Consider the following 23200-nt stretch of genomic DNA (forward strand, 5'->3'; position numbering starts at 1 on the left):
GTCGAGACAGCGAATCACGTCCTCGTCGATGCGTTGCAGTGGTTTGCCGAGTCTGACGACTAGACTCCCCCAATACCGGGTTAGAGGCCGAGTTCACTGACAAGCCCCGCGCCACCGTGCGCGGGGCAGTTGACCTGTCGCAGTAGCTTCGGGAATCAGTGCTGCCGTTGGCGGATGACCAGTGCGATCGAGAGTAGTATGACGGCCACGGTCGGGATAGCAAGGACCGGGACGCTGTCGCTGTTCTCCGAGTCAGTCGATTCGTCATCACCAGTTGGCTCGTCGTCCGATTCTTCAGTATCGGCTGGCTCGTCAGTCTCCGTTGGGTCGTCGTCTGGTGCGTCGACAGGTACGACCGTAGTTATGATGTTGGACGCACCACTCTCAGTGGTCACGGTGAGTTCGACGTCGTACGACACTGCCTCATCGAACGAATGGGTGACGGTTTCGTTGTCGAACGTCGTCCCGTCGATTACCCACTTGTACGAGTCGATCGTCTGCTCTTGGGCAACTGATTCGTTGGCCGAAAACGTGATTTCTTCACCGACGGTCGCCGCAGCAGGGGTAACGGTGATTGCTGCACCCGGCTCGACAGGAGAGGAAGTGGCGCTCCCGCTTTCGTTCGATCCGGACGAGCTACCGGAGTCAGCTTCGGAAACGACAATCAGCGTGTCACCCGTAATATCGGTCGTTTCGTCTTCGGTCTCTACTTCACCAGTGAGTTGATACGTGTCACCCTCGCTGGCGTCGTCTGGAACAGTTACTTCGTACTGGAGTGTGGCTGCCTCTGTGTCCTCCCAGAGTGCAAAGACGCCATCGTTTGCGTCTGCACCCGCCGCAATTCTCGCTGACGGATCAGTAGTGATCGGTTCGACAGCAGCGAAACTCGAATTGAATTCCAGATACACTGCCGGGTCGTCTATGGTGTCGAGTTCGACGTCAATTGTGACAGTCGTCGTCTCCCCTGGAGACAGTTCCTGGGTTTCGATATTCTGTTCTCCTGTGACTGTCTCGGCTGCAGCCAAGCCGGTCACAGCCCCGAGTGAAACGATCAGCACGAGGATACCGACCTGTACTGACCGACTGGTCACAGCGGGCACGGATACTGTCTGACCAGTAGATTCCTGTCGTTGTGGTCCTGAGTTGCGCAGCCACGCATATAGCATATGGAATATGCCGGTGATTCGATCGATGTTAAAACGTGATATGATCACTTTGCATTTATCCTCAAACTTAATCAATGTCAATATTTTGATTTTGGCTGTAAATAATGTTCATTCGACCGATGATTATCCTCCTCAAAAATATTCTCGAGAGCAGGGGAGACGGAGCGGACAAAACCCATCAAAGTTCTGGCCTGTTGGTGTGATAATTGTGTCCCCCTTCGCACCGTTGTCGCTTAATTCTGGAGACGACGTTTCCAGGACCGATCGCTCAATCTTGGTTAGAAAAACGAAAAACTCAGAAAGGTTACCACTGTGGCAACGTAACTATTTTACGGATACAGTCATGAATACATTTGTGGAAAAACGTAGCAGTTATAAGTGGGCAAAAGCAGTTCTTCAGTACAGTTTTTTACCTGTACTGCTAAACTTGTCACCGCTTGACATATTTTATTTTACATTAATTACATCGATATTAGCTGTCTGGTTGATATTCGTATATAGGAGATTCATTAGAACGTCTAATATTTCTATAGCTAAAGAACTGTTTCTTGTGCTAAGCATTCCGATCCTGGCCCTCTTTGAAGTAGTTGGTATTGTTTCTATTCTAGTAATAATTGGATCACCATATTTGAAAGAATACCTCGATACTCGGGGTGGATCCGACTGGGGCCAGTTGCTTGTTCAGTACAGTACGATTCTAATACTATTTCATATTCTGGGATACATAATTTTTGCACCCCTTCTATTCGTTCTGGGAGTAGTACGCTATCTCTTCGTAGGCATATCACTTGCCGGAGCATTATTTAGTTTGGTCCCGCCATTGTATATCATCAGATACTATAGGAGAAACTACTGTGAAACGCAAATCTCTTGGCGGCAAGAGAAGAAATTGATAGCATTCATATTAATTATTTCAATCGTGAACCCTGTTGTGATTGCTCATTTAGATACGGGGTTGAATTTTGATGAACCTGCCAGTGTCGTCGGCTTAGCCACCTCTGTGTCGATTATCTATATGCCAGCCAACATTGTAATATACCTCTTGATGTTTATCGGGGGGCTATACCTGTGGATCGGGAGTCGCCGGGAGTTGTAGTGAGATGGGGGCGAAAGGCCACACGGGCTTATAATTCACATGCCATATGCCCCGGAGTTGTGTGGAAATCAAAGGCTTCTGTCAGCAATCGCAATCGAAAGTCCCGTCGACATGACGACCTTTCGCTTCAGTCAGTCACGAAACCGCTCTGCCGTTTCGGAGGATTTCGATTCTCGAACGACTCGACCTCGGCGATGAAGCCGGTACTCTTGGTCTTGCTGCTCGCGTGTTGATCCAGACTGCGAGGACGATCGGTCAATAGGTCAGGTTGTCGTCGTTTCAATCGACGGTGGTGAGAGTTCGGTGTTCACTCCCGGAATCGAATCAGGGACCGACTGATGATGGCCGAACGGATCGAAATAGGCCAACCACCCACGATCGCAGTTACTCTACTGGCTCACCCGTTTTCCAGGCATCGACGACCGCATCGAGTCTGGCCGTCTCGATACGTCCGTCTCGCCAGTCGTCAACTGCTTCCCGGATGGCGTCGATATCGACAGTACCGTCTGCATCGAGATATCGATCGATCCCGAGTTCCAGCGACACCGTCGTCGGCTCCGCCTCGGTGATCTCGACGGTCTGCTCTGCGATCCCGACGTCATCGATCGCCAGCAGCCTATATGTGCCGACAGGGAGTGTCGTGCTGATCGGCGATTGGCCGAGAGCCTCTCTGTCAGCTTGCACATAGACATCCGTCGGTGTCGTTGTGACTTCGAGTTCTCCCGATGGCTTCTCGACAGCAAAGGCGTCTTCGTCCGTTGTACTGGTAAGTTCCGTGTTCAAATCGTCGGGATCGGTTTCAAGCCATACCTGTGTGCGGAGATTGTACACTCCCTCGGGAACGTCACGTGTGACAGGCCAGGATAGTGTTGTTTCGCGGCTCTCGTCCCCATCTAGTTCCACCTCCCGGCCGGACGACGGGTTCTCGTAGTAGCCACCGTCTGGTCCGATCGGCGTGAGGGTAACGTAAAACGATTCGGTGTCGGAACTATTGTTCGTCACAGTGATCGTGGACGTCACTTCTTCACCTGGTGCAACTGTCTCCATGTCGGATTCATCCTCTTCATCCGCGGAAGTTGTCTCAGTAGCTACTGTGCCGAGTCCGATCGTACCGCCGGGATCCGTAACGACGTCTACAGCTCCCTCACCGACGTCTTCGACGAAGTCTTTGGCACCGCCACCGACGTCTTCGGCAAAGTCCTTGGCTCCGCCGCCGACGTCTTCGATAAATTCTTCGGCTTCCTCGCCGGTCTCTTCGATGAATTCTTCGCCTCTATCGCCGATGTCTTCGACGAAGTCTTCGCCTCTTTCGGTAACCTCTTCGATGAATTCTTCACCTCTGTCGCCGGCATCTCCAAGAATTTCTTCGCCCTCTTCGCGTACGTCCTCGAGCAATTCTTCGCCCGCTTCGTTAACATTTTCGAGGAATTCCTCGCTAGTTTCGGCAACATCTTCAAGAAATTCCTCACCCTTCTCGCCGAATTCTTCGATGATTTCCTCGCCTTCTTCACTAATATATTTCGCGAAGTCACAGAACTCCTCGGCTTGCTCGCAAAATTCTTCACCGACGACTTCGCCAACATCTGTGACCATGTCGTAGAGGTCGCCGATATTCGTCGTCGCACTTTTTGTAAAGATCCGATCTGAATCGTCATTAGCGATCTCTGAACGGTGTGTTCTTACGATAACTTCGACCGTGAGCCATCCTTCGTCCGGAAGGTCGTACGCGTCAAGTGGAACCTCGATCGTTTCCCACCGGGCATCCCATGCAAGCGGAATACGGAGCGAATCGACTTCCGTATCTGCCTCATCTGGAGTGATGATAGCTTCCGCCCAGAAATCATGTGGCTTTTTCCCAGGATGGTTGAAATTTTCGACGACGAATGCTGACGGTTTGCCGATCACCGTATCGACACTGAACCGCCCAGGAAGTTCGGTGTCGATAATATCATCGTCGAGAACGTCGTGCTCCGGTAGCATACGGTTCGGCATCCACTCGCCTGGATTGCTCCAGCGATTCCCGCGTGCCTGTGCCAGCTGCCCGCCGCCGGCAAATTTACCGTCCGAAGACGTATCAGATGAGAATGATCCATTAAACGTTGCCCAGTTTTCATTGTTCCGGTCACGTTCTCCATCTCGATCTGGGAGAACGACGAGGTCGTACTCCTCATCTGTATTGGTGGTCGCTTTGCCTGTATGATCCCAGCGCTCGTCATCCGCTGTCACGTCTCCCGGCCCTTCCCACCCAGCGAGCGTTCGGGTCTCGTCTACTGATTCAAAAAGCCACCGCGTCTGCGCAGGGATACCCCCGTCGTATTCGTCTGTATTGACGAGGAACGACGAATGGGCCCCCTGCGATGGGTATACTTTTGCAGTGGTCACGTCTGACGAGCCAGCCACTTTTTCCCATCTGGTATATTCCCCGCTATAGTGTTGTGCCGCACCGATCCACTGTGGACCAGACTCGTCAAGTAGTATGGTTACTGTTTCTGTATCAGAAATGTGTGCACTTGCCCACGATTTGGCCTGGTCCTCTGGGGCATCCTCTTTTTTCGGATCGTACAGATAGAACGCCCAATAGGTGATCGCTGTATACGGACCTCCGTCATCCTCGTAATCATCGTCATCGGTGACAGGGGATGGCGTCTCTGGAACGACGTTTGCATGAATCGTTTCCGGATACCGTTCCTGGTATCCTTTGAAATCGTCTAGGTCTCCTTTCAGGAACAGGCGGTTCGTCTCGTCCGACGGATCGTAGGCATCGATATCGGGGTCGATCAGGCCTGGATTGTACAGTGTCCCGTCGTCGATTAGATCCGGATTCCCCAGCTGGAGGAGGGATAGATTTTCTGCGATCGTTTCGTCCCCCTCGTCGATCCGCACTTCGGCGTTTTCTACGAACGCCTCGTAGCGGGTCGGGAAGAACTCCTCGTCGTCGGTGAAATAGTATCGTGGAGCGTATTTTTTGACGAGTTCGTGGACGGAGGTGTCGTCGCCGATGACCCCACCAACCTCTTGCTCCTCGACGCTGATCGTTCGTGTAGCCGTCGCAACGACTTCGTCGGTATCAAACTCCGTGATCGTCGCCTGGAGAGCGTAGTCTTCCTCTGGCGCCTCTTTCGGGAAAAATGCGGTGTATGTTTGAAACCCACTCTCACGAAGCAGTTCCGCGTCAGCGTCCGATGGCTTCACGATCTCCCATTCGTACCTGTAGCCTGAATCGATCGGATCGAAGACCTGGAGTGTTACGGGAGAGTTCACGGTCGTCGTCGACCGGGTTACTTTGATTTCTCCGGTTCCGGGTGCGAATCCTGGCGGCCGATACTCGCCAGTGTCGTCGTCGGTTCCTTCCTTGGGGTCGTCAACAGTACACCGGACAGTGCGTAACTCGCCATCTTCCGGCAGTGGTGTCTCGTATTCCAGCTGGTAGCGCGTTGCTGCGAGCGTCTCCTGGACGATATCGAGACGCTGTTGAAACTCCTCGAAAATGTTGTCGGGAGGAAGTTCCAGCCAGAACCCATCAGTCTGTTCGGCGATGCGTTTGATATTCATAAATCCGCCCTCTGGGGGCAGATAACTCGAAATCTGATCGTCAGTCGGTGAGATAGCGATGAAGATCGTATCCGTCAACAGCTCTTTTATCACTTCCAGCGTCAGATCAGTCGTTCCTCTGGATGGGTTCCGCTCGTTGTCTCGTCCGTGTCTGGCAGGTGCATCCATAATCGTAATCATCACCTGGCGAGCGTCATCCCGATAATCGAGACCGAGCGCCAGATCGATCGCGTCGAGCGGGTTTTCCGGAATCGGGCCACCACCGGATGCAACCAATCCGTTGACGGCGTCCTGGACCGCATCGGCATCACGAGTGAGTTCCTGATCCAGAACCATCTCGTCCGGATCTTGTTTGAACGAGACGAGTCCGAACCGTCCGTCGACGTTCGCATCGACGAGGTCGTCGATAAACTCGGTAACTGCGGCCTGCATCCCGTCGATAACGTCCCCCATACTTCCGGTATCGTCGAATACGAACACAATATCGATGGGCTCGGGTTCGCCGGATCTGTCGATTTCGACGATATCGATGTCATCGATGGACCGATCTTTCCCCGCTTCTTCGAGCGTGAACGCGTCAGCAGTAAGGGACCCGTTTTGTCCGGCCTTCGTCTCGACGATACACGTCGTCTCTATTGTCGGATATTCGCTGGCGTTGACACCTCTAACGGTCGTGAATCCGTCCTCGGTGGCGGCACCGGAACGTGCGGGGAGGCTAGCAAGTAAGGGAAATGTAGAAGCAGCTCTGAGGACAGAACGGCGTTGCATACCGGAAGCAGGGGTGGTTTTCGTCTGCTCGGTGACCCCAGTGGCGTCGTCTGTAGCTGTCGTCTGTGAGTGTTGCTGGCAGCTGTGATCGTTCTTCTTACCGAGAACAGTATCACAGATATCGCACCTTTCTTTATCTGGATCTTTGTCAGTCATAAAAAATGAATGGTAGTACAAATTCATAATATTTATCATTTCTAATTATAAGAGAGTATCCTGTATATGAAACGAATCAGCGGACAAACTGTGTAGTTTCCACACGACACGGGCAGCCACTGCAGGCCAATACACACCTCATCGCACGGTATAGTGGTCAGGATAAGTTATTTGATATCAGCAGACCACGATATAGCACAGAACTGGTGATTAGCGAGGTTCCTACCACCACTGGGGTGTTTCAACTTTTGTCACAACGATTCAAATGGTGTTCCATGATAGGTAGTGACTACCACTACAGGGCGACTATCGCTCGATGATTACACTCTCGTTTCCCGAATATTCCACTGCGATACTTGTTCTCTAAACGAAAAACAGCGCGAGTTCCCCGCCCCACCGTGGGCGGGGGTGAAGCGCGTCACTCTGGCGCGTGTTCCGTCTCTTCGATATACCGTTCAACCACTTCCTCCGATATCGCTCCTGTCGTCCCTACGTAGTATCCGACCTTCCAGAATCCACCACCCCAGAAATACGACTTCCGGATATTTCGATACCGTTCCAGCAAGTGCTTACCCGAATACGACTTGAACTGCCGAGCGATGTCCGCTGGACTGTGCTTCGGGTCGCACTGGACGAACAGGTGTACGTGGTCGTCTGCAATCTCCACCGCCAGAATCTCGTGCCCGAAGTGGTCTGCAGTCTCACCAAACAACTCTCGCACATCGTCTTCAACCACGTTGAGAACCGGGTGGCGGTACCGAGCGGGATCAGAGATCCCGCGAGGTACGCAAAGCTTCGCTTTGCTTGACTTGGGACACCAGACGAAATGATACTTACAAGAACTAACCGAATGTGCATGACTGCGGTACTCTTCCATCTTGAATCCCTATATTTATGATAGTCTAGAACGATTGTCAAAGTATGGGTGAGGAAGCCACGAAGACTATTCAGACGCGCCTTCACATAGCATCTGGTGAACGGTCGTGGCTTCATGACGCCCGCGTCATCTCACGCGAGATATTCAACGACACCATCCGCCTCAAACAGCAAGGGTACACACGCACCGAGATACAGCGGGAGGTTGACCGCGACGACTTCTTGCGGAACAACAAGTGCGCGGTGGTCGGCAAAGCCCTCCAAACGTGGGACTCCTACCAATCGCTCAAAGAGTGGTGGGAGAATCAAGACGACCCTGATGGCGGCAAACCGACGCCGCCGAGTACGGACAGATCTTGTGCATATCCGCTCGTGATGGCGCACACGGAAGGCTACCGGCTCACCGTGGACGACGACACCGAGCGCATCCAAGTCCGCGTCAGCCCGAAACCCTACAAGAAGGTGACCGGCCACCTGCGCGGTGAACCGGACGCAATGGACGATCTTCGAGACGCCCTCACATCGGATGAGGTGGATGTAGGGCAGGCTGAACTCCTGTACCGCGATGGCGTGTACTACCTACACGTCACGGTCACACGCGAGTTCGACGTGCCCGAACCCGACACCGCTGATACTGTGGTCGGCGTGGACATCAACGAGCGTAACGTCGCACTCACCGCCCTCGACCGCGAGACGATGCGGACGAAGGGTACACTCGTCCTCGACTACGGACGAGTGAAGCAGGAACGCCAACGCTACCACACCATCACCACTCGCTGTCAGGAACACGGCAAGACGAGCATCCACCAGAAACTTGGTGACAAGGAAGAACGATTCACCGAGTGGGTACTTCATCGCCTTTCCCGTGCTGTCGTGGAGTTCGCAGAGCAGTTCTCGAACCCGGTTATTGTGTTCGAGGATATGAGCGGTATCCGCGACGAAATCAAGTACGGGACGTACATGAACCGCCGATTACACAAACTCCCGTTCCACAAGTTCGAGAAATTCGTCTCGTACAAGGCGACGTGGCGAGAGATTCCCACGGACACGGTGGGCGCCTACTATAACTCCAAGACGTGTTCGTGTTGTGGTGAGCGTGGGTATCGGCAGGGACGGCGGTTCCGGTGTACAAACGACGAGTGTGACGTGGTGCAAGACCACGCCGACCGGAATGCGTCAGTGAACATCGCGTGGCGCGAGAAGGCGAAACTCGACGGCAACGAATCGAATTACCGGACTCACAAAACCCAACCCCAAGTTCGGTTGGTGCGTCTGTCCGGGTCGGGGCGTGTAAGCCGCCCAACCTCATCCCGTTCCCTCGCGGAACAGGGAGTACTAGCGCACGGCTGAGGGAACCAACAAAAGCCTCGGGCCACCGCGCCCGAGGCTGTTTACCTCACTAGCAGTGAGAGCACATCCATACACCGGGCAATTCAACCACTATCTCTTGCACGCCCAGTCTTCCAATTGCTGGATAGGCCGAGCGAAACGTGCAAGATACACAGTGTCAATGTCGCACCCGATTCGGCTTGATTTGTGACAGTGGTGATCGTTCAGTACGGAAACTCACGTATCAATGAAGGCGAAATCAACGCCACTGCAGTCAGGACACGAATCCCAATTTAGTGGACCGTGATCAGTATCGCTTATTGCCCGTAGAACGAACCCGCAGCCTTGGCATTCGCTAAATACATGCAAGTGACTATCGTTTACGTAAGCTATTATCTTCGCTTTTGCGCTTATCGCTTGGTATCGGAGCAAATGGTCCATTCGCACGTATAGTGAACGAACAGTTCACCGCTCTCGGTGTGAAACAAATGGGATGTCGTGCTGCACCAGTACTTTGTATGCAGCAGCCCCGAACTAAAATCAGTATACTCTGAAAGCATTCAATCATAACGAAATAATATAAAATAAATAGATAAACTTATATCATCTATTCTAATTCAATACTAATGTATTATGAGACGACGCAGTGCACTCAAGTTACTCGGCGGCGCCGCGGGGGCGGGAATGTTCGCAGCGACAGTCAGCGCGGACGATTCGTTGCCCCGCGAGGAGACGAAGCGGTTCTACACCCACCAGGAGGTCCAGGACTTCCTTGACGACCTCGACCGACGGGCGCGCCGCCCGTTCGAACTTGAGGAGATTGGCGAGAGCGTCGAGGACCGCGAACTCACCGTCGCCCGCGTCGGCAGCGGCGACACGGACGTGTTCTTCGTCTCCGAGCAACACGGCGACGAGCCCACCGGCACCAACGCCCTCCTCGCGGAGCTGCGGGAGCTGGCGACCTCAGGGAGCCCGTTCGCGAGAACGGTCACCGAGGAGTTGACCGTCCACGTTCTCCCGATGCAGAACCCGGACGGGGCGATGCGCAACCAGCGCGAGAACGCCCGGCCGAACGACTACACGTGGGAGGATCCGTTCGAGGGCACGCAGAGCGGCCCCGCGGACCCGAACCGGCAGCACTACTACGAACTCCCCGAGGAGGAGCTGCCCGGTCCGAAGCCCGACGAGAACCCTTCGCCCGAGACCCAGGCGATGCTCGAGTACGTGCTCGACCTGGAACCACTGTGGGTCTCGGACCTCCACACCCAGAGCGGGATGTACTACGACGAGGCTGAGAACCCCGGCGACATGTTCCACTCGTCGAACTTCTGGCCGATCGCGGATGCCGTCGGCACAGATTCGATCGAGCTCTCCCAGCGCCTCAACGTCTCGATGTACGACCACGCCGAGGACAGGGCCAACGCCCAGCTCTCAGTCTATCCGGGTGGTGACACGGTCAACATCGCCCGCAACGCCTACGGCGCCTACGGCTTCGGCAGCATCCTCAACGAGATGACCGGCCAGACCGGAGACCGTGGCGAGCGCATGGAGGGGCAGATGGTTCGCATCATGCGCAACGAGAACCGCGCCATCCTCGAGGAGACTGCTGACGGGACGCTCTTCGAGCGCGACCCCGACCGCGTCGAGGAGATCCCGGATCGTCCGGGTTTCGGTGAGGCTGGCGACTGGCCCTGGGAAGCGACCACGGAGTAAGCAACTCGACTGTCCAGCAGTTCGATCTTTTTTATTGCGTCAGCCGCCGTATCGCACCGCCACTGTGACGGCGGCCTTCTCTTTGGAGGGCTGACGGGACTGGATGGGGCCATCTTGCCGTTCGTCCTGCTTGGTGTCGTCCTCGGTGGAGTACTCGTCTACGCAGCGCCAAATCACCTCCCAGCGTCGACATGGCTGGCCAATGTGTATCGCTATTATTGCAAGCGCCCTCGATTCACGTACAGCGCGGCCACGACCGAGTCCACCGACTCGAGTACCGATGGCGGGCTCGTGAGTTATGTATTGGGTCTGTGTCAGTATGATACAGTTGACATGGCTGTAAAGGTGCCTCGTTCGGTGGTTCTTTTTGATGGTTTTCCGCTCTCTCGAGGGGAAGACAGGTTTTGAGCCGTTTTTGCAATTCTCAAAATGACTGCAATTCAATTTATGGCGAATATAGTTTACTAGATGTGATCGTAGACGGTCTGATATGGACAATCTGCTCGTCAGCGAACTACAACACAAAGCCGTCGTGGGCATTGACGGTAGCGAGGTCGGAATCGTACACAACATCATGATGCATGCTGAATCGGGCACGCTCGAGCAACTCGTCGTCGACCCCCATGGGCGCTTCTCGAGTCAGTCAGTGGGCTTCGAAACGACTGACGACGACCGACTCCTTGTTCCCATCAGCTGCATCCAAGATATCAGAGATCACATCATCATCAGCGAGTGAACGCTCCCACCCGACTGCGCGCTTGCCGATTCGGGTGGGTGAAAAAGAAGCCATCGTCGGAATGCATGAAAAATAGTCAGCATCAGCCGGTTCTCAATCGGCGTCGGCGTAATACTCGATGTCGAGATCGGGGATCTTTTCGAACTCATCGTCTCGAGTTTTGCGATGAAACCGAACAGACAGTATTCGAGCGAAGACTTCGAAAAAGTCCTCGCTCGAAGTGCCTTCGACGGCGAGTTTGTCCATACGACCGCGAAAGCGCTGCCGCTCGCTCCTTACCCGCGTAGCGGCTTATCCGTCAATGCCGCCGCTCCCGTCGTCACCGCCGTTGCCGCCGTCGTCTTTCCCGGGGAATTTGATGTCAATGATGTCTTTGGCTTTTTGTGCCGCTTGTGGTGGGAGCGTTGGGCCTCTGCCTCTGGCCGCTGCCTGTTGTTGCGCTTGCCGCCCCCGTTGTGCGCTGGCGGTGCCGACGCCCATGGTGAGGAGTCCGGCGACACCCGCGCCACGGATTACGGTTCGACGGGTCGCCCGCATGTTTTCAGTTTCGGTCTCGGTCGCGGTGGGTTGGTCTTGATTGCTCATGTCCAGTGGTCTCTCTTGCGCCGTGCGCGGCGGGACTGCCGCGACCGACTCACACGATACAAGGCCGACCTCGGGTATAAACTAGTGACGATAATAGTACATAATATCCTGACAAATGGAGGCTACGGACTGACGGAGAATCACCAATTCCTCAATACGTGATGTGAGTCCTCGTGGTCAGCATTCGGCTGCATCATTCCGACTGCCTCACTCATGAACGAGCCCGTAGACGCCTCGGTTACGAAGTGGAAATCTGGAAGGCTGCCGCCTAGTCTTAGGAGTCATCCACTTGCCTAGTCTCTCATGGGCTCATTAGACCCGATTGCGTTCGATATTGAGACATCTCGTAGGGGTCGAATCGGATGCGCGTGGCGGATTGCAGTCGGCTCTGGAGCCGTCCGTCCAATTGCATGAAGAGTTCTTCCTCCCGGTTCGCGATGAGGACCATCGAGAGGTTGCGAACCCGATACAGGTCGTACAGCACGTCAGTGTCGGTGAGTTGGTCGACCTCGTCGAGTATCACCACGTAGGGTGGACCGTCGTACTCGAACAGTCGGTCGAGAAGCTTGTCGGTTGGCGTCGACTGGCGGTGGATATCGAGCGTCTGGTCGAGCCCGTCCAGCAACTGATACAACGTTCGAGACACCCATCTCGAACCGCTGTGGTGTCTCGGTACAAGATAACTCCGAGTCCCATGCCGGGATAGGAGTAACGGCGGTGTGGCCCCGTCCTCAGAAATCGAATATTTCTGATGGGCTGCACGAGAACGTTGTTCTCGTGAACGCCATCGGCTTGTCATGCCGACAGGTCGTAAACCAGCAAATATCCCAACCCAGCGGCGCGGTGCCGTGGGAAGCCTTGCCGTCGTCGGGCAAAGCCCGACTGCTTGAGGGATCTCCGATCCCTCTCCGTTTACGGCAAGGAGGAGGTCATATCTGAATTCTCACTATGTTACCTAAATCTGTAGTGAGCGATCACAGATCTCATTATTTGATATCAGCAGACCATGACATAGCACAGAACTGGTGATTAGCGAGGTTCCTACCACCACTGGAGTGTTTCAATTTTTGTCACAACGATTCGAATGGTGTCCCATGATAGGTGGAGACTACCACTATAGAGCGACTATCGCTCGATGATTACACTCTCGTTTCCCGAATATTCCACTGCAATACTCGTTCTCTAACAGGTATCGTAGAAAACAATTATCTTAGGAACAAGTTCATACTAATAAATTCGGATTTGCACTAGTGTTGTGATGGTTCGGAAACATCCGACACGGCGGCAGGTACTTGGAGGCGTAGCAACGACGGGCCTCACGCTGACTGCGATCAGCACCGTCTCGGCCAGCAACCGGACACGTTACGTGGTGACCGTCGACGATGCCGATACCCAGAATCGGCTCACCGACGATGGGTTCGACATCACGCACGAACTTGCTGATGGGGAGGTCCTGATCGTCCGCGGGGACACCGATTCGACGGCGACACTCGAGTCGATCAGTGGTGTCGAGGCGGCGGCTCCAGATCTCCGACTCGAGTTCAACGGGACGGTTCGCACTGCGAGCGCCCCGTCCGATGGGGTTTCGGCGGCCGGCGAAGAGGGGTCGACGCTGTATGGGCTTCAGTGGGACAAACACGTCCAGGAGGTCCTCGAGGCCCACGACCACGCACGCGGGTCGGGATCGACGCTTGCGATCCTCGACACTGGGATCGATCCCACGCATCCTGATCTCGAGTCGAACCTCGACGAAGATGCCAGCGAACTATTCGCCCACGAGGACGCCGACCCGATCGACGACCATCCGTGGGATCTGCACGGTCACGGGACTCACGTCGCGGGGACGGCTGCAGCCACGGACGATGCCGGTGCAGAAGGAACGGGAATTACGGGAACGGCCCCCGATGCGGACCTCGTCTCGGCGAAGGTCTTCTGGTTCGAGGAAATCGACGGAGAGGTCGCCCTGATGACAACGACGGCCGACATCTTCCGGGCGATCGCTTACTCGGCGGAGATCGGTGCCGACGCGGCAAACATGAGCCTCGGGACGGGCGTATTACCCCCGGAGGAACGGGCCGAGGGGATGCACGTCGCCTACCAGCGGGTCTGTCAGTACGCGACCCAGCAGGGTACCGTCGTCGTCGCATCTGCGACGAACGCCGACACAGATCTCCAGGGCGGCCAGTTCGCGTTACCGACCAGCGTACCGGGGACGATGAGCATCTCGGCGACCGGGCCGAACGACAAGCGAACGTTCTACTCGAACTACGGCACCGGCGAGATCGACGTCGGTGCACCAGGTGGCGGATACCAGACGGAAGAGAAGACCGACGCCAAAGAGGGCGTCGAGTGGCCCGCCCCGACGAATCTGGTCCTCTCGAGCGTGCCACCAGAGGTCTACGGGGAGCCGTACGCCTACTTCGCCGGAACGTCGATGGCGTCCCCGCAGGTCACCGGCCTCGTTGGGCTCGTCCGCGAGATTGAGCCAGATCTCAGCGCCAACCGCGTCGAACAGGCGATCAAACACGGGGCTGACGACGTGAGCGATCCCGGCCGGAGCGACCCCGACCTCGGGGCCGGGCGGGTTAACGCGGCGGCGACGCTCGAGCGGATTCGCTAGGGTCGGCTATCTCTCGTATGTTTTTGTCGTGATATCCAGGATCTGTCACCAGAGTCTACGGCGACAACGCTGATTGGAACGATTCCGTGTTGTCCTTGAAACCGGGAAGATCCCGTACGACCGATAGCCGGTTTCGGGGGAATCCTCGAGACGTCCCGTGGACAGCCGTCGTCTTCAGGTACTCATCCAAGACCGTCGTTTGAGTGAAGTACCCCGCGCACAGTGGCGCGGGGCGTCCGTGTTTAATCCAGCACCGCTGACGCAACGGACTTCAATTCCTCCCGCACTCGACTCTGAGAGTCTTGTGCCAACATTCCGTGTCGGTAAACACCCGAACCCAAAACAGGTCCGTGAGAGTCGGTCGCTCCACCACGACCCGATGCCGCCCATCTCACCTTCCACACACGTGGAAGGGTTTCGAGAGACGGCACATTTCCATCTTGTTTCTTCAACCACTTCTGTACTACACAAACCGCCGCCTTCCGATCAGCATGATCCTGAAACCCACACTGACGACATTTAAACCGCTTCTTCGACCGGTTCGACCGAGAAGTATGCTGACACTCAGTACACGGACATCGCTGACTCGTATACTCCGGGTCAACATCATCCGACGGAATACTGTTCCATGCGGCTTTGTACGACACCATATCACGAAGTGCGGCAAACGGCAAACTGTGTAGGCGGCGATTCATCCGCGTCCCATAATCAATTGAGTCTCGCATGTCTTTGAGGTCTTCAAAGACAATAACCGGATCGCTGAATTGCGAAACCCACTCAACTACTCGACGTGACACCTTATGCAGACAGTCGTGAATATAATCACGTTCTTCTGTCTGCACCACGGATTCAAACGCTGTCTGCCCGGCTTTCTGCATCCGCTTTCGTTTCGTGAAGAACTCGTGGCGTTGTTCTTTGATTTCAGGGTATTCGATTACCACTGAGTCCATTACTGAACCGTCCCTGTTCATTGCAGCAAGGGCGATACAGTCTTCATTTACATCGACACCGATGATTGTGTCTGCATCGTTCTTGCTGGTGACTCTGTGATTTTTGTGTGTGACAGCGACGTGAAGTCGCCATTCATCATGTTTGTAAACAACTTCGGCGGTTCCGACACGCCAGTCATCATTTTCGAGAGCAGTTCTCACCCGGTCGAAATGATCAGGACTTCCACAGAGTTCGCCTTTGACGTGGTTGCGTGGGGCGGCACTGATACGGAACCGCACCGTATCATCGTCTTCGAGGAAGAGTCGATACCCTTCTTTGTGGTTCATCACCATTGGGTACATCCCGTTGATGTATGGGTAGGGTCGGCCCCACCCGTCGTCTTTGTTGTCGTGGTAGGTTTTGATTTCTCCGAGTGCTTTGTCTACGATGAGTTGGCTGGTGTTTTTGACGTGGTTGGCGTTGTCTACGACGATGGATTTGAGTTCTTTCCAGTCCCAGCCTTGTCGGTCGAGTCGGTTGGTTTCGTTGCGGATGCGTCGGGATTCGAGACATCCGGTTTGCAGGTCGTCGGCACTCCCCGTGTCTATGTTTAATCCAAATGATAGTGTTTGGGTGAGTTTGGACGACTGCACTGCTTTCCGGTACGGTTTGATGGCTGATAAAAATACGGGTTAGACGCGCTTCACCCCCGACCACGGTGGGTCGGGGTACTCGCGCTACTTCTTATATAGAGAGTACAGTTCGTCCGTTACAACAGAATTTTTGACTAAGTAACAAATCATACAAGAAGATAGAGAGTACGTTTCGTCTGTTCTCCCTCAGAGTCGAAGGAATACTGAGAGTCCAAAGAGTGAGAGTACATTTCGTCTGTTCTCATGCAGATCCATCACTAGAGGGACGACCGATTTCAATTCGTGTCTCCAGAACTATTTCGGGATTGAGATCAAGTTCGTACTCGTAGTATATTCCTCCGCTACGGCCCTGATTGTGTTCATATCGAACGAGAAAACCGAGTGTGTGAAGTTGTGAGAGATGATCCTGAATGCTTTTCAAAGTAGTTAGTGGTGTTGATGCATATGCATCAGCCACTCGTTCATACTCCTTGTGGATCTGTTTTGATCGAGACGGTGTTTCTCCTTTTTCATCGAGTTTTGCGATCGTCTCAAGGATGTACTGTGAATGGTCTGTCTGTTCTCGGATCCGTGTTTGTAATCGACCTCGTTGAACGAGCGTACGAGCAGCCTCAACGTGATTATCGATGACTGTTTCTTCATCCTCTTTTTGGGCAACTTCAGCACCAGCACGAAGGAGATCGATCGCCTGACGAGCGTTGCCTCGATCTTGTGCCGAGAGTGCAGCGGCTTTCGCGATTGCTGACCTGTCACATGCGCCATCAACAAACGCTTGATCAGCACGATGTTGAAGAATAGTCATAAGCTCATTTGCGTCATACGGTGTGAACGAGATCTCAGTCTCCATGAGTGTATCCTTCACTTTCGACGAGAGCCGTTTTCGGAATGTGTAGTTGTTGCTAATCCCGATCACGCCAATTCGTGACTTTGTAATATGACCGTTTGATCGAGCGCGGGGAAGTTCGTATAGGAGGGTATCAGCATCGTCGAGATGGTCGATTTCATCAAAGACCATCAGATGCGATCCACCGATCCGATCGAGTTGGCGATACAGTTCCTCGAACGCATCCGCCGTTCCGAGTCCTCGTTTTGGAAATGGACTCGCAGTTGACGGAAGAAGGTTGTTCACTAAGCTCCGGACGATAGTAAAGAGGCTCTTCCCATTGCAGTTTATTTCTTGAACATGGACATCGTCTGCTTCCTCACGTTTGTTAGCCTCTTCAACCAATGAATCTGTCATGTACTTGGTAACAGCAGTCTTTCCAAGTCCCGCTTTTCCATACAGAAATACATTGTCTGGCTCAGAACCGAAGAGGACATCTTGGAGTGCGTATCGATACTCCTCAATTTCTTCGTCTCGTTCGAGGATTTCTTCTGGCTGGTAACTCTCGGTGAGGACTGTTTTATCGTCAAAGATTGTTTTCGATACATCACTAAACGGGCCAGACATTTCTTACTGACAAGAACGTATTGTGCCCTTATAAAACCCCGGTTCGTTTGATTCGTCTGTAGTAGACTCAATCGGTGGTTCTGTGAATACATCTCGTATACTGATCGAATAAGCCACACTCAATACGCGGAACAGACGAAATGTACTCTCTCATTCTCCCTGTGGGATCTCATTGCTACTTCCATCCTCCCAAGAACAGACGAACTGTACTCTCCCATTCTCCTTGTGGAGTTTCATTGCTACCTCCATCCTCCCAAGAACAGACGAACTGTACTCTCTCACTCTACAAATCAGAACTCACCGCCAGCGGAGACAGTACTGAGATCTGCATGCTCGATATACAGGCGGAGCAGGCCGAGTGTCTCGGGGGTATTCGAGCGAGCTTCGCTCTCTCGGATGACAAGACGCCGACGGCATCTCGAACCACGTGATCCCAAGGCGGCTCACACTCGAGTCCAGCGCAAACGATGCTCGAGTCCGTGGACACCTGTCGTCTCCAGTCTCACCACCGAGAGCGTCTACTGCAGTGACTGCCGAGACTGCTCGAGCAGGGAGACCCACGACTAACCAACCCACTAGCCAACCGCGTTCGTGTATTGAAGGGGTGTTGTCCTGAGATGTGTGTGCTCTCTCAAGGGATCTGTTTGAGGGTGTCTACGGCTATCCGCGGACGTCAGGTGTCTCCGGAGCTTCTGTTGGTTGACTCACCGTCTCGCCCGGGATCTCGGCGTCCTCGGGGAGGATTAGTCTGCGTTCAGTGTACTCGAGGCCGTTCTTTCGTTCAGTTCGTTTGCGGATTGCGACGCGGTTCTTCGAGAGGTCGAGCATGGCGTCGATCGTCCGCGAGACGAGTTTCTTTGCGTAGGTATCACTCGTACCGGGTTCTTGGCGTCGGATCCAGTGTTTCAGATCGCTCGCTTTGACGTATTCTGCGATATCCTTACAGCCACGCTCCCACGGGTTGTCACCGACACTCGAGTCAGTACGCGCTTGCCACAGCTTTGCGGCGAGTCGCGTCGGCAGTGCGTTCGATGTCGAGCGCAGCATCTCCTCGTCCATCCGCGCGAGTTGCTGAATCGGAAGTAAGTCGCCATGGGAGAGTGTGATGGAGCCGCCACGCTCGAGTGGATCCGCCGATTCTGGGACCCGGTAATAGGTTTGGCCGTCATCTTTCGTGAGCTGCTCGAGGCGATCGCCGTCGACATCGATTTCACAGTGGTCGACCGTCGCTGCGAGGAGGTGGGCTCCTTTCTCGAGTTCGCGGGCCTGGAGTTCTTCGATCCGCTGTTTGTTCACGCCCGAGCGCTTGCGGGCGGCATCCGTGAGCGCGTCAATACGGGTGGTTTCGCGTTCGCAGTCCTCGAGTCGGTCACGAAGCTGTTCGTTCTCGGTCTCGAGTGTCTCGACTCTGTCCTCGGTCTGTTCGAGGGTGCACTCGAGGTCAGTGATGCGCTCGGTGAGTCGTTCGTTTTGTTCTTGGAGTCGGTCGATCGCGTGGATGAGTGCCTTGGTGTCGGCGTGGTCACTCATCGTCGTCACCTCCGATTGGTTGGCGAGGGAGTTGGTCGGTCTCTGGGTTGTCGCTCAGGTGGACTGTGAGTTCCGGGAGATACTCGATCCCGACTTCACGCCACTGTGCGTCACGACGTTCGAATTCGATGCGAGCCCACGGGTACTCCGTGTTTGGTTGGGATTCGAAGACGAGTTTTCGTGGTGGGCCGTGTCTGGGTGTCCACTGGAGGGTGAGTGCGTCCGTCATCGCTCCACCTGCTCGAGGAGATCACAGTAGGCGCGCTCGAGGTCACCGGGGGTGATGGGCTGCTCGAGTTCGACGGTGATCGTGACGACTTCGTCGGTCATCGAAGGTCCACCTCTGTGAGTGCTTCATTGAGGACTGTCTGGAGGTTGAGTGGGCGGTCCATCCAGCCTCGAACTGAATCGACGTACGCGATCCACTGGGGGATGTCGCGGTCGTCGTAGCGCTCGAGGTGTTCTTCGTGTGTGATGGGGCCACGGATGCGAAACCAGTACAGTCCCGCGTCGCTGGGCAAGAATCGCTCAGCGCGGCTCTCTGTCACGTAGATCGTGTTCGTGACCTTGTCGACGTGATGGTGAAATCCTTCGCCGTCTCGGCCCAGGTAGCCGTAGTAGCTTCCTGATCGCTCGAGGACGATGGTTGCTTGCTGTGCATCCGAAATCGTTTCCTGTGTGGTAGTCGTAGCTGACATTGCCTTCTAGTCGAGGCACGGTCGAACGCGTTGGCGCGCGTCGGCCACTTTTCGGACCGTTCCGTACCTATAGATACTCGTTTCTGCATCGACTTATTACTTTGTATTGCATAGCACAAAGCACATTGTAACAGAAAACGTATTGCAGATGATATTGTACTATGGCGTACCCATGATTACGGTTAAACAAGATATGGTGAATGATCGGTACTCGCCTACCGACAATGATGAGAAGGTGTTGGACGCACTGAAAAAGGGACGCGAGAGTGGTGAGCCATGGGGTCGTGCAAACCCTCGCTGGTTAATTGATGAAACTGGCCTCTCGAAGAGCAACGTGGAATTCTGTCTTAGAAGCCTGCATGATGCCGGATGGATCCATCGTCCTTCTCGAGGATTGTACGAATTGGTCAGCGATCCTCGAGAAGACGATTCGAACGACGAGTGACAAATCCAGACAGGTCTACTCTTGGTATCAGCAGTTGCCCGCTCAATTGACTCGAAGGCAGTCAGAGTAAATTCTCGTCTATCGTTAGCCAGATAGTCGCTTGCTTGAATTCTTCCCAAGCTTCCGTGGACAGCCGTCGTCTTCGGACAGCCACTCGAGGGCGTCTTCTGAATGGACTGCCGAGACTGCTCGAGCTGAGATACCCACAGCTATCCGCCCGTGCTTGTTACCCGCCCGCGGCGTCTTCGATGGTGTCGTAGAGAGTGAGGTCGCTCTCTCGAGCGTGGGTTACCGGGGGCTGTCCACAGTCACCCGCGGACGTCAGCTGTCTCCGGGGGCGTGGCTGTCTCGCTTTCTGTACTGGAACTCGAGTCTGACTCCGTATTGGCGCTCGAGCCAGTCTTCTCCCCCGGAATCTCGGCATCCGTTGGAAGGACGAGTCGGCGTTCGGTGTACTCGAGGCCGTTCTTGCGCTGGGTTCGTTTGTGGACCGCGAGTCTGTTTTTCGAGAGCTCGAGAATGGCATCGATCGTCCTCGAGACGAGCTTCTTGGCGTAGGTCTCGCTCGTGCCAGGTTCCTGGCGGCGGATCCAGTGTTTCAGGTCGCTCGCGGTGACGTATGCGTCGATGGACTTACAGCCCGTCTTCCAGGGATCGTCGCCGACACTCGAGTCAGTTCGCGCTTGCCAGAGTTTCGCGGCGAGTCTCGTTGGGAGGGCGTTCGTGGTGGTCCGGCGCATGTCCTCGTCCATGCGGGCGAGTTGCTGGATCGGGAGCAGGTCACCGTGGGCGAGCGTGGTGTTGTTTCGGTCGAGCGGGTCGTCTTGATTGGGTAGGCGGTAGTAGGCGTTGCCGTCGTCTTTGGTGAGTTTCTCGAGTCTGCCGTCGGGGACGTCGATCTCGTGTTCGTCGACGTGCTCAGCGCGGAGGTGGGCTCCCTTCTCGAGTTCGCGCGCCTGCAGTTCCTCGAGGCGGGCTTTGGTGGCTCCCGTTCGGTTTCGGGTTGCGTCTGTGAGTGCGTCGAGGCGTTCGAGGTCGGTTTCAGTTGTGTCGACTCGGGTCTCGAGGTCAGTTGTTGTGGACTCGAGGGTGCTCGTCTGGGCGTCGAGGTCGTCTGTCTGGCACTCGAGGTCGGTGAGTTGGGACTCGAGCGTGTCGACAGTGTTCTCGAGATCCGTGACGCGGTTTTTCAGACGGTCGTTATCAGCTCGAAGCGTGCGGAGTTCGTCGACGATCGTCTCGAGAAGCGGGGTGTCCTCCGTGTGGTCGTCGCGGTGATCTTCGAGTGACTCGACTATCGACTCACTCATCGGTCTCACCCTCGTCTTCAGTGGATGGTGAGCGGTTGGTCTGTGTGGCCGCTTCGGCGTTCTGTCGCCGCAGCGCTTCGAACTCCGCCTCGAATGGGCCTGTGATTACCGTGCTTGTACCTGTTCGTGATGGGGCGCTCCACTCGTCTGTCTCGGGGAGGTGGCGTCGCAGGTACTCGAGTTCCGCCCGGAGCTCGCGGCAGTGGCGTTTCGCTGTTCGACGGGTGTCTGGCTCGAGTGTATCGTCGGTGGTGACCGTCTCGAGGAGGTTGGTGGTGTGGGTGTCGAGGGTCTCGAGGAGCGGTCGGTAGTTCGTCGTCGGCTGTGCGTGTCGGTCGGGGGTTTTACTATCCCATGATTCGTCGTTTGACATGGCTTCCGTAGTGTGGTTACGGGAGCTGGTGCGGGTCGGTGCGTCACCACCGGCCCACACATTTTACGGACAAGACGACATCCGTGATCCCGTTGCTCAGAAATGGTGGCTATTCCAACAAAAAACTATGCTTTCAATCTTAATAGAGATGCTTTAGTTGTCTATAGATACGGACACACGCACCTTCTTAGAACTCTGCTGAGCATAGTTACAGCGATGCGAAAGCGTGCTGAGTGGATGACGCGGGCAGACGACGAGATTCTCGAGTACCTACAATCACGGGGTGCTGGCACCCCAAAATCGATCGCAGACGAGATCGACCGTAACAACAACTACATCGGTGTTCGATGTCGGAAGCTCGCTTCGTATGGTCTCGTCGACCGTCCCTCTCGAGGGTTCTACGTGATTACTGACTACGGGACGGAGTATCTTGAAGGAGAACTAGACGCAAGTACGCTCGAGCAAAATGGGGAATAGGCGGAGAATGTTCGAGAGTACAACACCTCGAAAGGGGCGACGCGCTCGAGGTGCGAGACGACACAAGCACCGCAGCGAAGCGAGGAGCGCAGCGAGTCGCAGCCCTCGAGCGCGTCGCCCCTTTCAGTCCCACCCGCGGTGGATTGATCAGTATTGCACACGTCCTAGCCGTTCCATCATCTGCGAAGACTTATGGGCTATCTGGAACGTGTCTGAAACGATGGGATCCGGTCCGAGTTGCGAGTCGCCGCCAGTTGAGAATCCGTTCACAGAGGACTCCGTAGAGGCACGTCTATACGAAACAGTTGCCCAACTGCAGTCTCCACGCACAGTATCCAAGATCGCAGCTCGCGCTGACTGCGACCGCCAGACTGTCCGCGAGTATCTCCAGTCCTTTGTCAGTCTCGGTGTCGTTATCAAACACCGCAACGAGCCGCCTACCTACGAACGTAATGACGCGTATTTTGAGTGGGATACCGTCAAAACGCTCGCACACGAACACTCGCTTGCTGAACTCGAGGAGCACGCCCAGACGCTGCTCGAACGAATCCAGGAGTATCAGGACCGATACGATGCAGAGACACCAGATGATGTTACTGACACAACAGCGAAATCTGCTGAGGCTGATATGTCTGAGTGGAGGGCTGCTCGTGCGGAACTCCGGCGCTACGAACAGGCTCGACAAATTCGATTGAGCGAACCCGAGAACTCTGCTTGATATCTCTGGTATGTTTCTA

At 54.9% G+C, this 23200-nt stretch carries 21 protein-coding genes; 7 read left to right on the plus strand and 14 right to left on the minus strand.

Annotation, left to right across the window (positions count from 1 at the left end):
* Window positions 1-155: 155 nt before the first annotated feature.
* Window positions 156-1091: a PKD domain-containing protein gene (locus tag ACERJA_RS19145; RefSeq protein WP_373609813.1), complete on the minus strand. Its 936-nt coding sequence runs from the start codon at window positions 1089-1091 to the stop codon at window positions 156-158.
* Window positions 1092-1521: 430 nt separating this feature from the next.
* Between ACERJA_RS19145 and ACERJA_RS19150 the strand changes: the two genes are divergently transcribed.
* Entirely contained in the window at window positions 1522-2262 is a 741-nt protein-coding gene (locus ACERJA_RS19150) for a hypothetical protein (protein WP_373609814.1), read from the plus strand.
* A gap of 384 nt (window positions 2263-2646) precedes the next feature.
* Here ACERJA_RS19150 and ACERJA_RS19155 read toward each other — a convergent pair whose 3' ends face one another.
* Window positions 2647-6582, minus strand: coding sequence for a hypothetical protein (locus ACERJA_RS19155; RefSeq protein WP_373609815.1), 3936 nt, complete (start codon window positions 6580-6582; stop codon window positions 2647-2649).
* Between the two features lie 574 nt (window positions 6583-7156).
* Window positions 7157-7615 carry an IS200/IS605 family transposase gene (gene tnpA, locus ACERJA_RS19160; RefSeq protein WP_373609816.1) on the minus strand — a complete coding sequence of 153 codons (459 nt, stop codon included), beginning with the start codon at window positions 7613-7615 and terminating at the stop codon, window positions 7157-7159.
* Between the two features lie 44 nt (window positions 7616-7659).
* Here tnpA and ACERJA_RS19165 point away from each other — a divergent pair, with 44 nt between their 5' ends.
* Both ACERJA_RS19165 and ACERJA_RS19170 read left to right on the plus strand, forming a co-directional pair.
* Window positions 7660-8964, plus strand: coding sequence for an RNA-guided endonuclease TnpB family protein (locus ACERJA_RS19165; protein ID WP_373609817.1), 1305 nt, complete (start codon window positions 7660-7662; stop codon window positions 8962-8964).
* Window positions 8965-9576: 612 nt separating this feature from the next.
* The gene (locus ACERJA_RS19170) at window positions 9577-10656 is read left to right on the plus strand and encodes a M14 family zinc carboxypeptidase (protein ID WP_373609818.1); all 1080 of its coding nucleotides are present in this window, start codon (window positions 9577-9579) and stop codon (window positions 10654-10656) included.
* 39 nt (window positions 10657-10695) lie between these two features.
* On the opposite strand, the gene ACERJA_RS19175 is transcribed toward ACERJA_RS19170, so the two are convergent.
* Window positions 10696-10833: a hypothetical protein gene (locus ACERJA_RS19175; RefSeq protein ID WP_373609819.1), complete on the minus strand. Its 138-nt coding sequence runs from the start codon at window positions 10831-10833 to the stop codon at window positions 10696-10698.
* A 313-nt stretch (window positions 10834-11146) separates the two neighbouring features.
* On the opposite strand from ACERJA_RS19175, the gene ACERJA_RS19180 reads away from it, so the two are divergent.
* A complete protein-coding gene (locus tag ACERJA_RS19180) occupies window positions 11147-11392 on the plus strand; it encodes a PRC-barrel domain-containing protein (protein WP_373609820.1) in 246 nt (81 codons plus the stop codon).
* A gap of 93 nt (window positions 11393-11485) precedes the next feature.
* Here the strand turns inward: ACERJA_RS19180 and ACERJA_RS19185 are convergent, their stop codons facing one another.
* From ACERJA_RS19185 to ACERJA_RS19195, 3 genes are all read right to left on the minus strand, one after another.
* On the minus strand, window positions 11486-11638 hold the full coding sequence (locus tag ACERJA_RS19185; RefSeq protein ID WP_373609821.1) for a hypothetical protein: 153 nt from the start codon (window positions 11636-11638) through the stop codon (window positions 11486-11488).
* 45 nt (window positions 11639-11683) lie between these two features.
* Window positions 11684-11977, minus strand: coding sequence for a hypothetical protein (locus ACERJA_RS19190; RefSeq protein WP_373609822.1), 294 nt, complete (start codon window positions 11975-11977; stop codon window positions 11684-11686).
* Window positions 11978-12278: 301 nt separating this feature from the next.
* Window positions 12279-12611: a hypothetical protein gene (locus ACERJA_RS19195; protein WP_373609823.1), complete on the minus strand. Its 333-nt coding sequence runs from the start codon at window positions 12609-12611 to the stop codon at window positions 12279-12281.
* Window positions 12612-13235: 624 nt separating this feature from the next.
* On the opposite strand from ACERJA_RS19195, the gene ACERJA_RS19200 reads away from it, so the two are divergent.
* Window positions 13236-14597 (plus strand): S8 family serine peptidase, encoded by a 1362-nt coding sequence (locus ACERJA_RS19200; RefSeq protein WP_373609824.1) that lies wholly within the window; start codon window positions 13236-13238, stop codon window positions 14595-14597.
* Between the two features lie 242 nt (window positions 14598-14839).
* On the opposite strand, the gene ACERJA_RS19205 is transcribed toward ACERJA_RS19200, so the two are convergent.
* The 7 genes from ACERJA_RS19205 to ACERJA_RS19235 all read right to left on the minus strand — a co-directional run bounded on the left by ACERJA_RS19205 (window position 14840) and on the right by ACERJA_RS19235 (window position 21986).
* On the minus strand, window positions 14840-16180 hold the full coding sequence (locus ACERJA_RS19205) for an RNA-guided endonuclease TnpB family protein (RefSeq protein ID WP_373609825.1): 1341 nt from the start codon (window positions 16178-16180) through the stop codon (window positions 14840-14842).
* A gap of 241 nt (window positions 16181-16421) precedes the next feature.
* Window positions 16422-17630: an orc1/cdc6 family replication initiation protein gene (locus ACERJA_RS19210; protein ID WP_373609826.1), complete on the minus strand. Its 1209-nt coding sequence runs from the start codon at window positions 17628-17630 to the stop codon at window positions 16422-16424.
* Window positions 17631-18290: 660 nt separating this feature from the next.
* Entirely contained in the window at window positions 18291-19160 is an 870-nt protein-coding gene (locus tag ACERJA_RS19215; protein ID WP_373609827.1) for a hypothetical protein, read from the minus strand.
* Entirely contained in the window at window positions 19153-19389 is a 237-nt protein-coding gene (locus ACERJA_RS19220; protein ID WP_373609828.1) for a hypothetical protein, read from the minus strand. The genes ACERJA_RS19215 and ACERJA_RS19220 overlap by 8 nt, the downstream gene beginning before the upstream one ends.
* 97 nt (window positions 19390-19486) lie before the next feature.
* Window positions 19487-19858, minus strand: coding sequence for a hypothetical protein (locus tag ACERJA_RS19225; protein ID WP_373609829.1), 372 nt, complete (start codon window positions 19856-19858; stop codon window positions 19487-19489).
* Between the two features lie 753 nt (window positions 19859-20611).
* Window positions 20612-21613: a hypothetical protein gene (locus ACERJA_RS19230; RefSeq protein WP_373609830.1), complete on the minus strand. Its 1002-nt coding sequence runs from the start codon at window positions 21611-21613 to the stop codon at window positions 20612-20614.
* Window positions 21606-21986, minus strand: coding sequence for a hypothetical protein (locus ACERJA_RS19235; protein WP_373609831.1), 381 nt, complete (start codon window positions 21984-21986; stop codon window positions 21606-21608). The genes ACERJA_RS19230 and ACERJA_RS19235 overlap by 8 nt, the downstream gene beginning before the upstream one ends.
* 237 nt (window positions 21987-22223) lie before the next feature.
* On the opposite strand from ACERJA_RS19235, the gene ACERJA_RS19240 reads away from it, so the two are divergent.
* Together ACERJA_RS19240 and ACERJA_RS19245 are read left to right on the plus strand one after the other, a co-directional pair.
* Window positions 22224-22463 (plus strand): hypothetical protein, encoded by a 240-nt coding sequence (locus ACERJA_RS19240; protein WP_373609832.1) that lies wholly within the window; start codon window positions 22224-22226, stop codon window positions 22461-22463.
* A gap of 220 nt (window positions 22464-22683) precedes the next feature.
* Window positions 22684-23181: a helix-turn-helix domain-containing protein gene (locus ACERJA_RS19245; protein WP_373609833.1), complete on the plus strand. Its 498-nt coding sequence runs from the start codon at window positions 22684-22686 to the stop codon at window positions 23179-23181.
* The last annotated feature ends 19 nt before the right edge of the window (window positions 23182-23200 follow it).

Origin of the sequence: Natronorubrum sp. A-ect3 (genome assembly GCF_041821125.1) — an archaeon.
In the GTDB taxonomy this organism is placed as follows: Archaea; Halobacteriota; Halobacteria; order Halobacteriales; family Natrialbaceae; genus Natronorubrum; species Natronorubrum bangense.

Excerpts from the sequence above, each read along its gene's own strand:
- ACERJA_RS19155 (WP_373609815.1), bottom strand. The coding sequence starts at position 6,582 with ATGCAACGCCGTTCTGTCCTCAGAGCTGCTTCTACATTTCCCTTACTT.
- tnpA (WP_373609816.1), bottom strand. The coding sequence starts at position 7,615 with ATGGAAGAGTACCGCAGTCATGCACATTCGGTTAGTTCTTGTAAGTAT.
- ACERJA_RS19165 (WP_373609817.1), top strand. The coding sequence starts at position 7,660 with ATGGGTGAGGAAGCCACGAAGACTATTCAGACGCGCCTTCACATAGCA.
- ACERJA_RS19170 (WP_373609818.1), top strand. The coding sequence starts at position 9,577 with ATGAGACGACGCAGTGCACTCAAGTTACTCGGCGGCGCCGCGGGGGCG.
- ACERJA_RS19180 (WP_373609820.1), top strand. The coding sequence starts at position 11,147 with ATGGACAATCTGCTCGTCAGCGAACTACAACACAAAGCCGTCGTGGGC.
- ACERJA_RS19185 (WP_373609821.1), bottom strand. The coding sequence starts at position 11,638 with ATGGACAAACTCGCCGTCGAAGGCACTTCGAGCGAGGACTTTTTCGAA.
- ACERJA_RS19190 (WP_373609822.1), bottom strand. The coding sequence starts at position 11,977 with ATGAGCAATCAAGACCAACCCACCGCGACCGAGACCGAAACTGAAAAC.
- ACERJA_RS19200 (WP_373609824.1), top strand. The coding sequence starts at position 13,236 with ATGGTTCGGAAACATCCGACACGGCGGCAGGTACTTGGAGGCGTAGCA.
- ACERJA_RS19210 (WP_373609826.1), bottom strand. The coding sequence starts at position 17,630 with ATGTCTGGCCCGTTTAGTGATGTATCGAAAACAATCTTTGACGATAAA.
- ACERJA_RS19215 (WP_373609827.1), bottom strand. The coding sequence starts at position 19,160 with ATGAGTGACCACGCCGACACCAAGGCACTCATCCACGCGATCGACCGA.
- ACERJA_RS19220 (WP_373609828.1), bottom strand. The coding sequence starts at position 19,389 with ATGACGGACGCACTCACCCTCCAGTGGACACCCAGACACGGCCCACCA.
- ACERJA_RS19225 (WP_373609829.1), bottom strand. The coding sequence starts at position 19,858 with ATGTCAGCTACGACTACCACACAGGAAACGATTTCGGATGCACAGCAA.
- ACERJA_RS19230 (WP_373609830.1), bottom strand. The coding sequence starts at position 21,613 with ATGAGTGAGTCGATAGTCGAGTCACTCGAAGATCACCGCGACGACCAC.
- ACERJA_RS19235 (WP_373609831.1), bottom strand. The coding sequence starts at position 21,986 with ATGTCAAACGACGAATCATGGGATAGTAAAACCCCCGACCGACACGCA.
- ACERJA_RS19240 (WP_373609832.1), top strand. The coding sequence starts at position 22,224 with ATGACGCGGGCAGACGACGAGATTCTCGAGTACCTACAATCACGGGGT.
- ACERJA_RS19245 (WP_373609833.1), top strand. The coding sequence starts at position 22,684 with ATGGGATCCGGTCCGAGTTGCGAGTCGCCGCCAGTTGAGAATCCGTTC.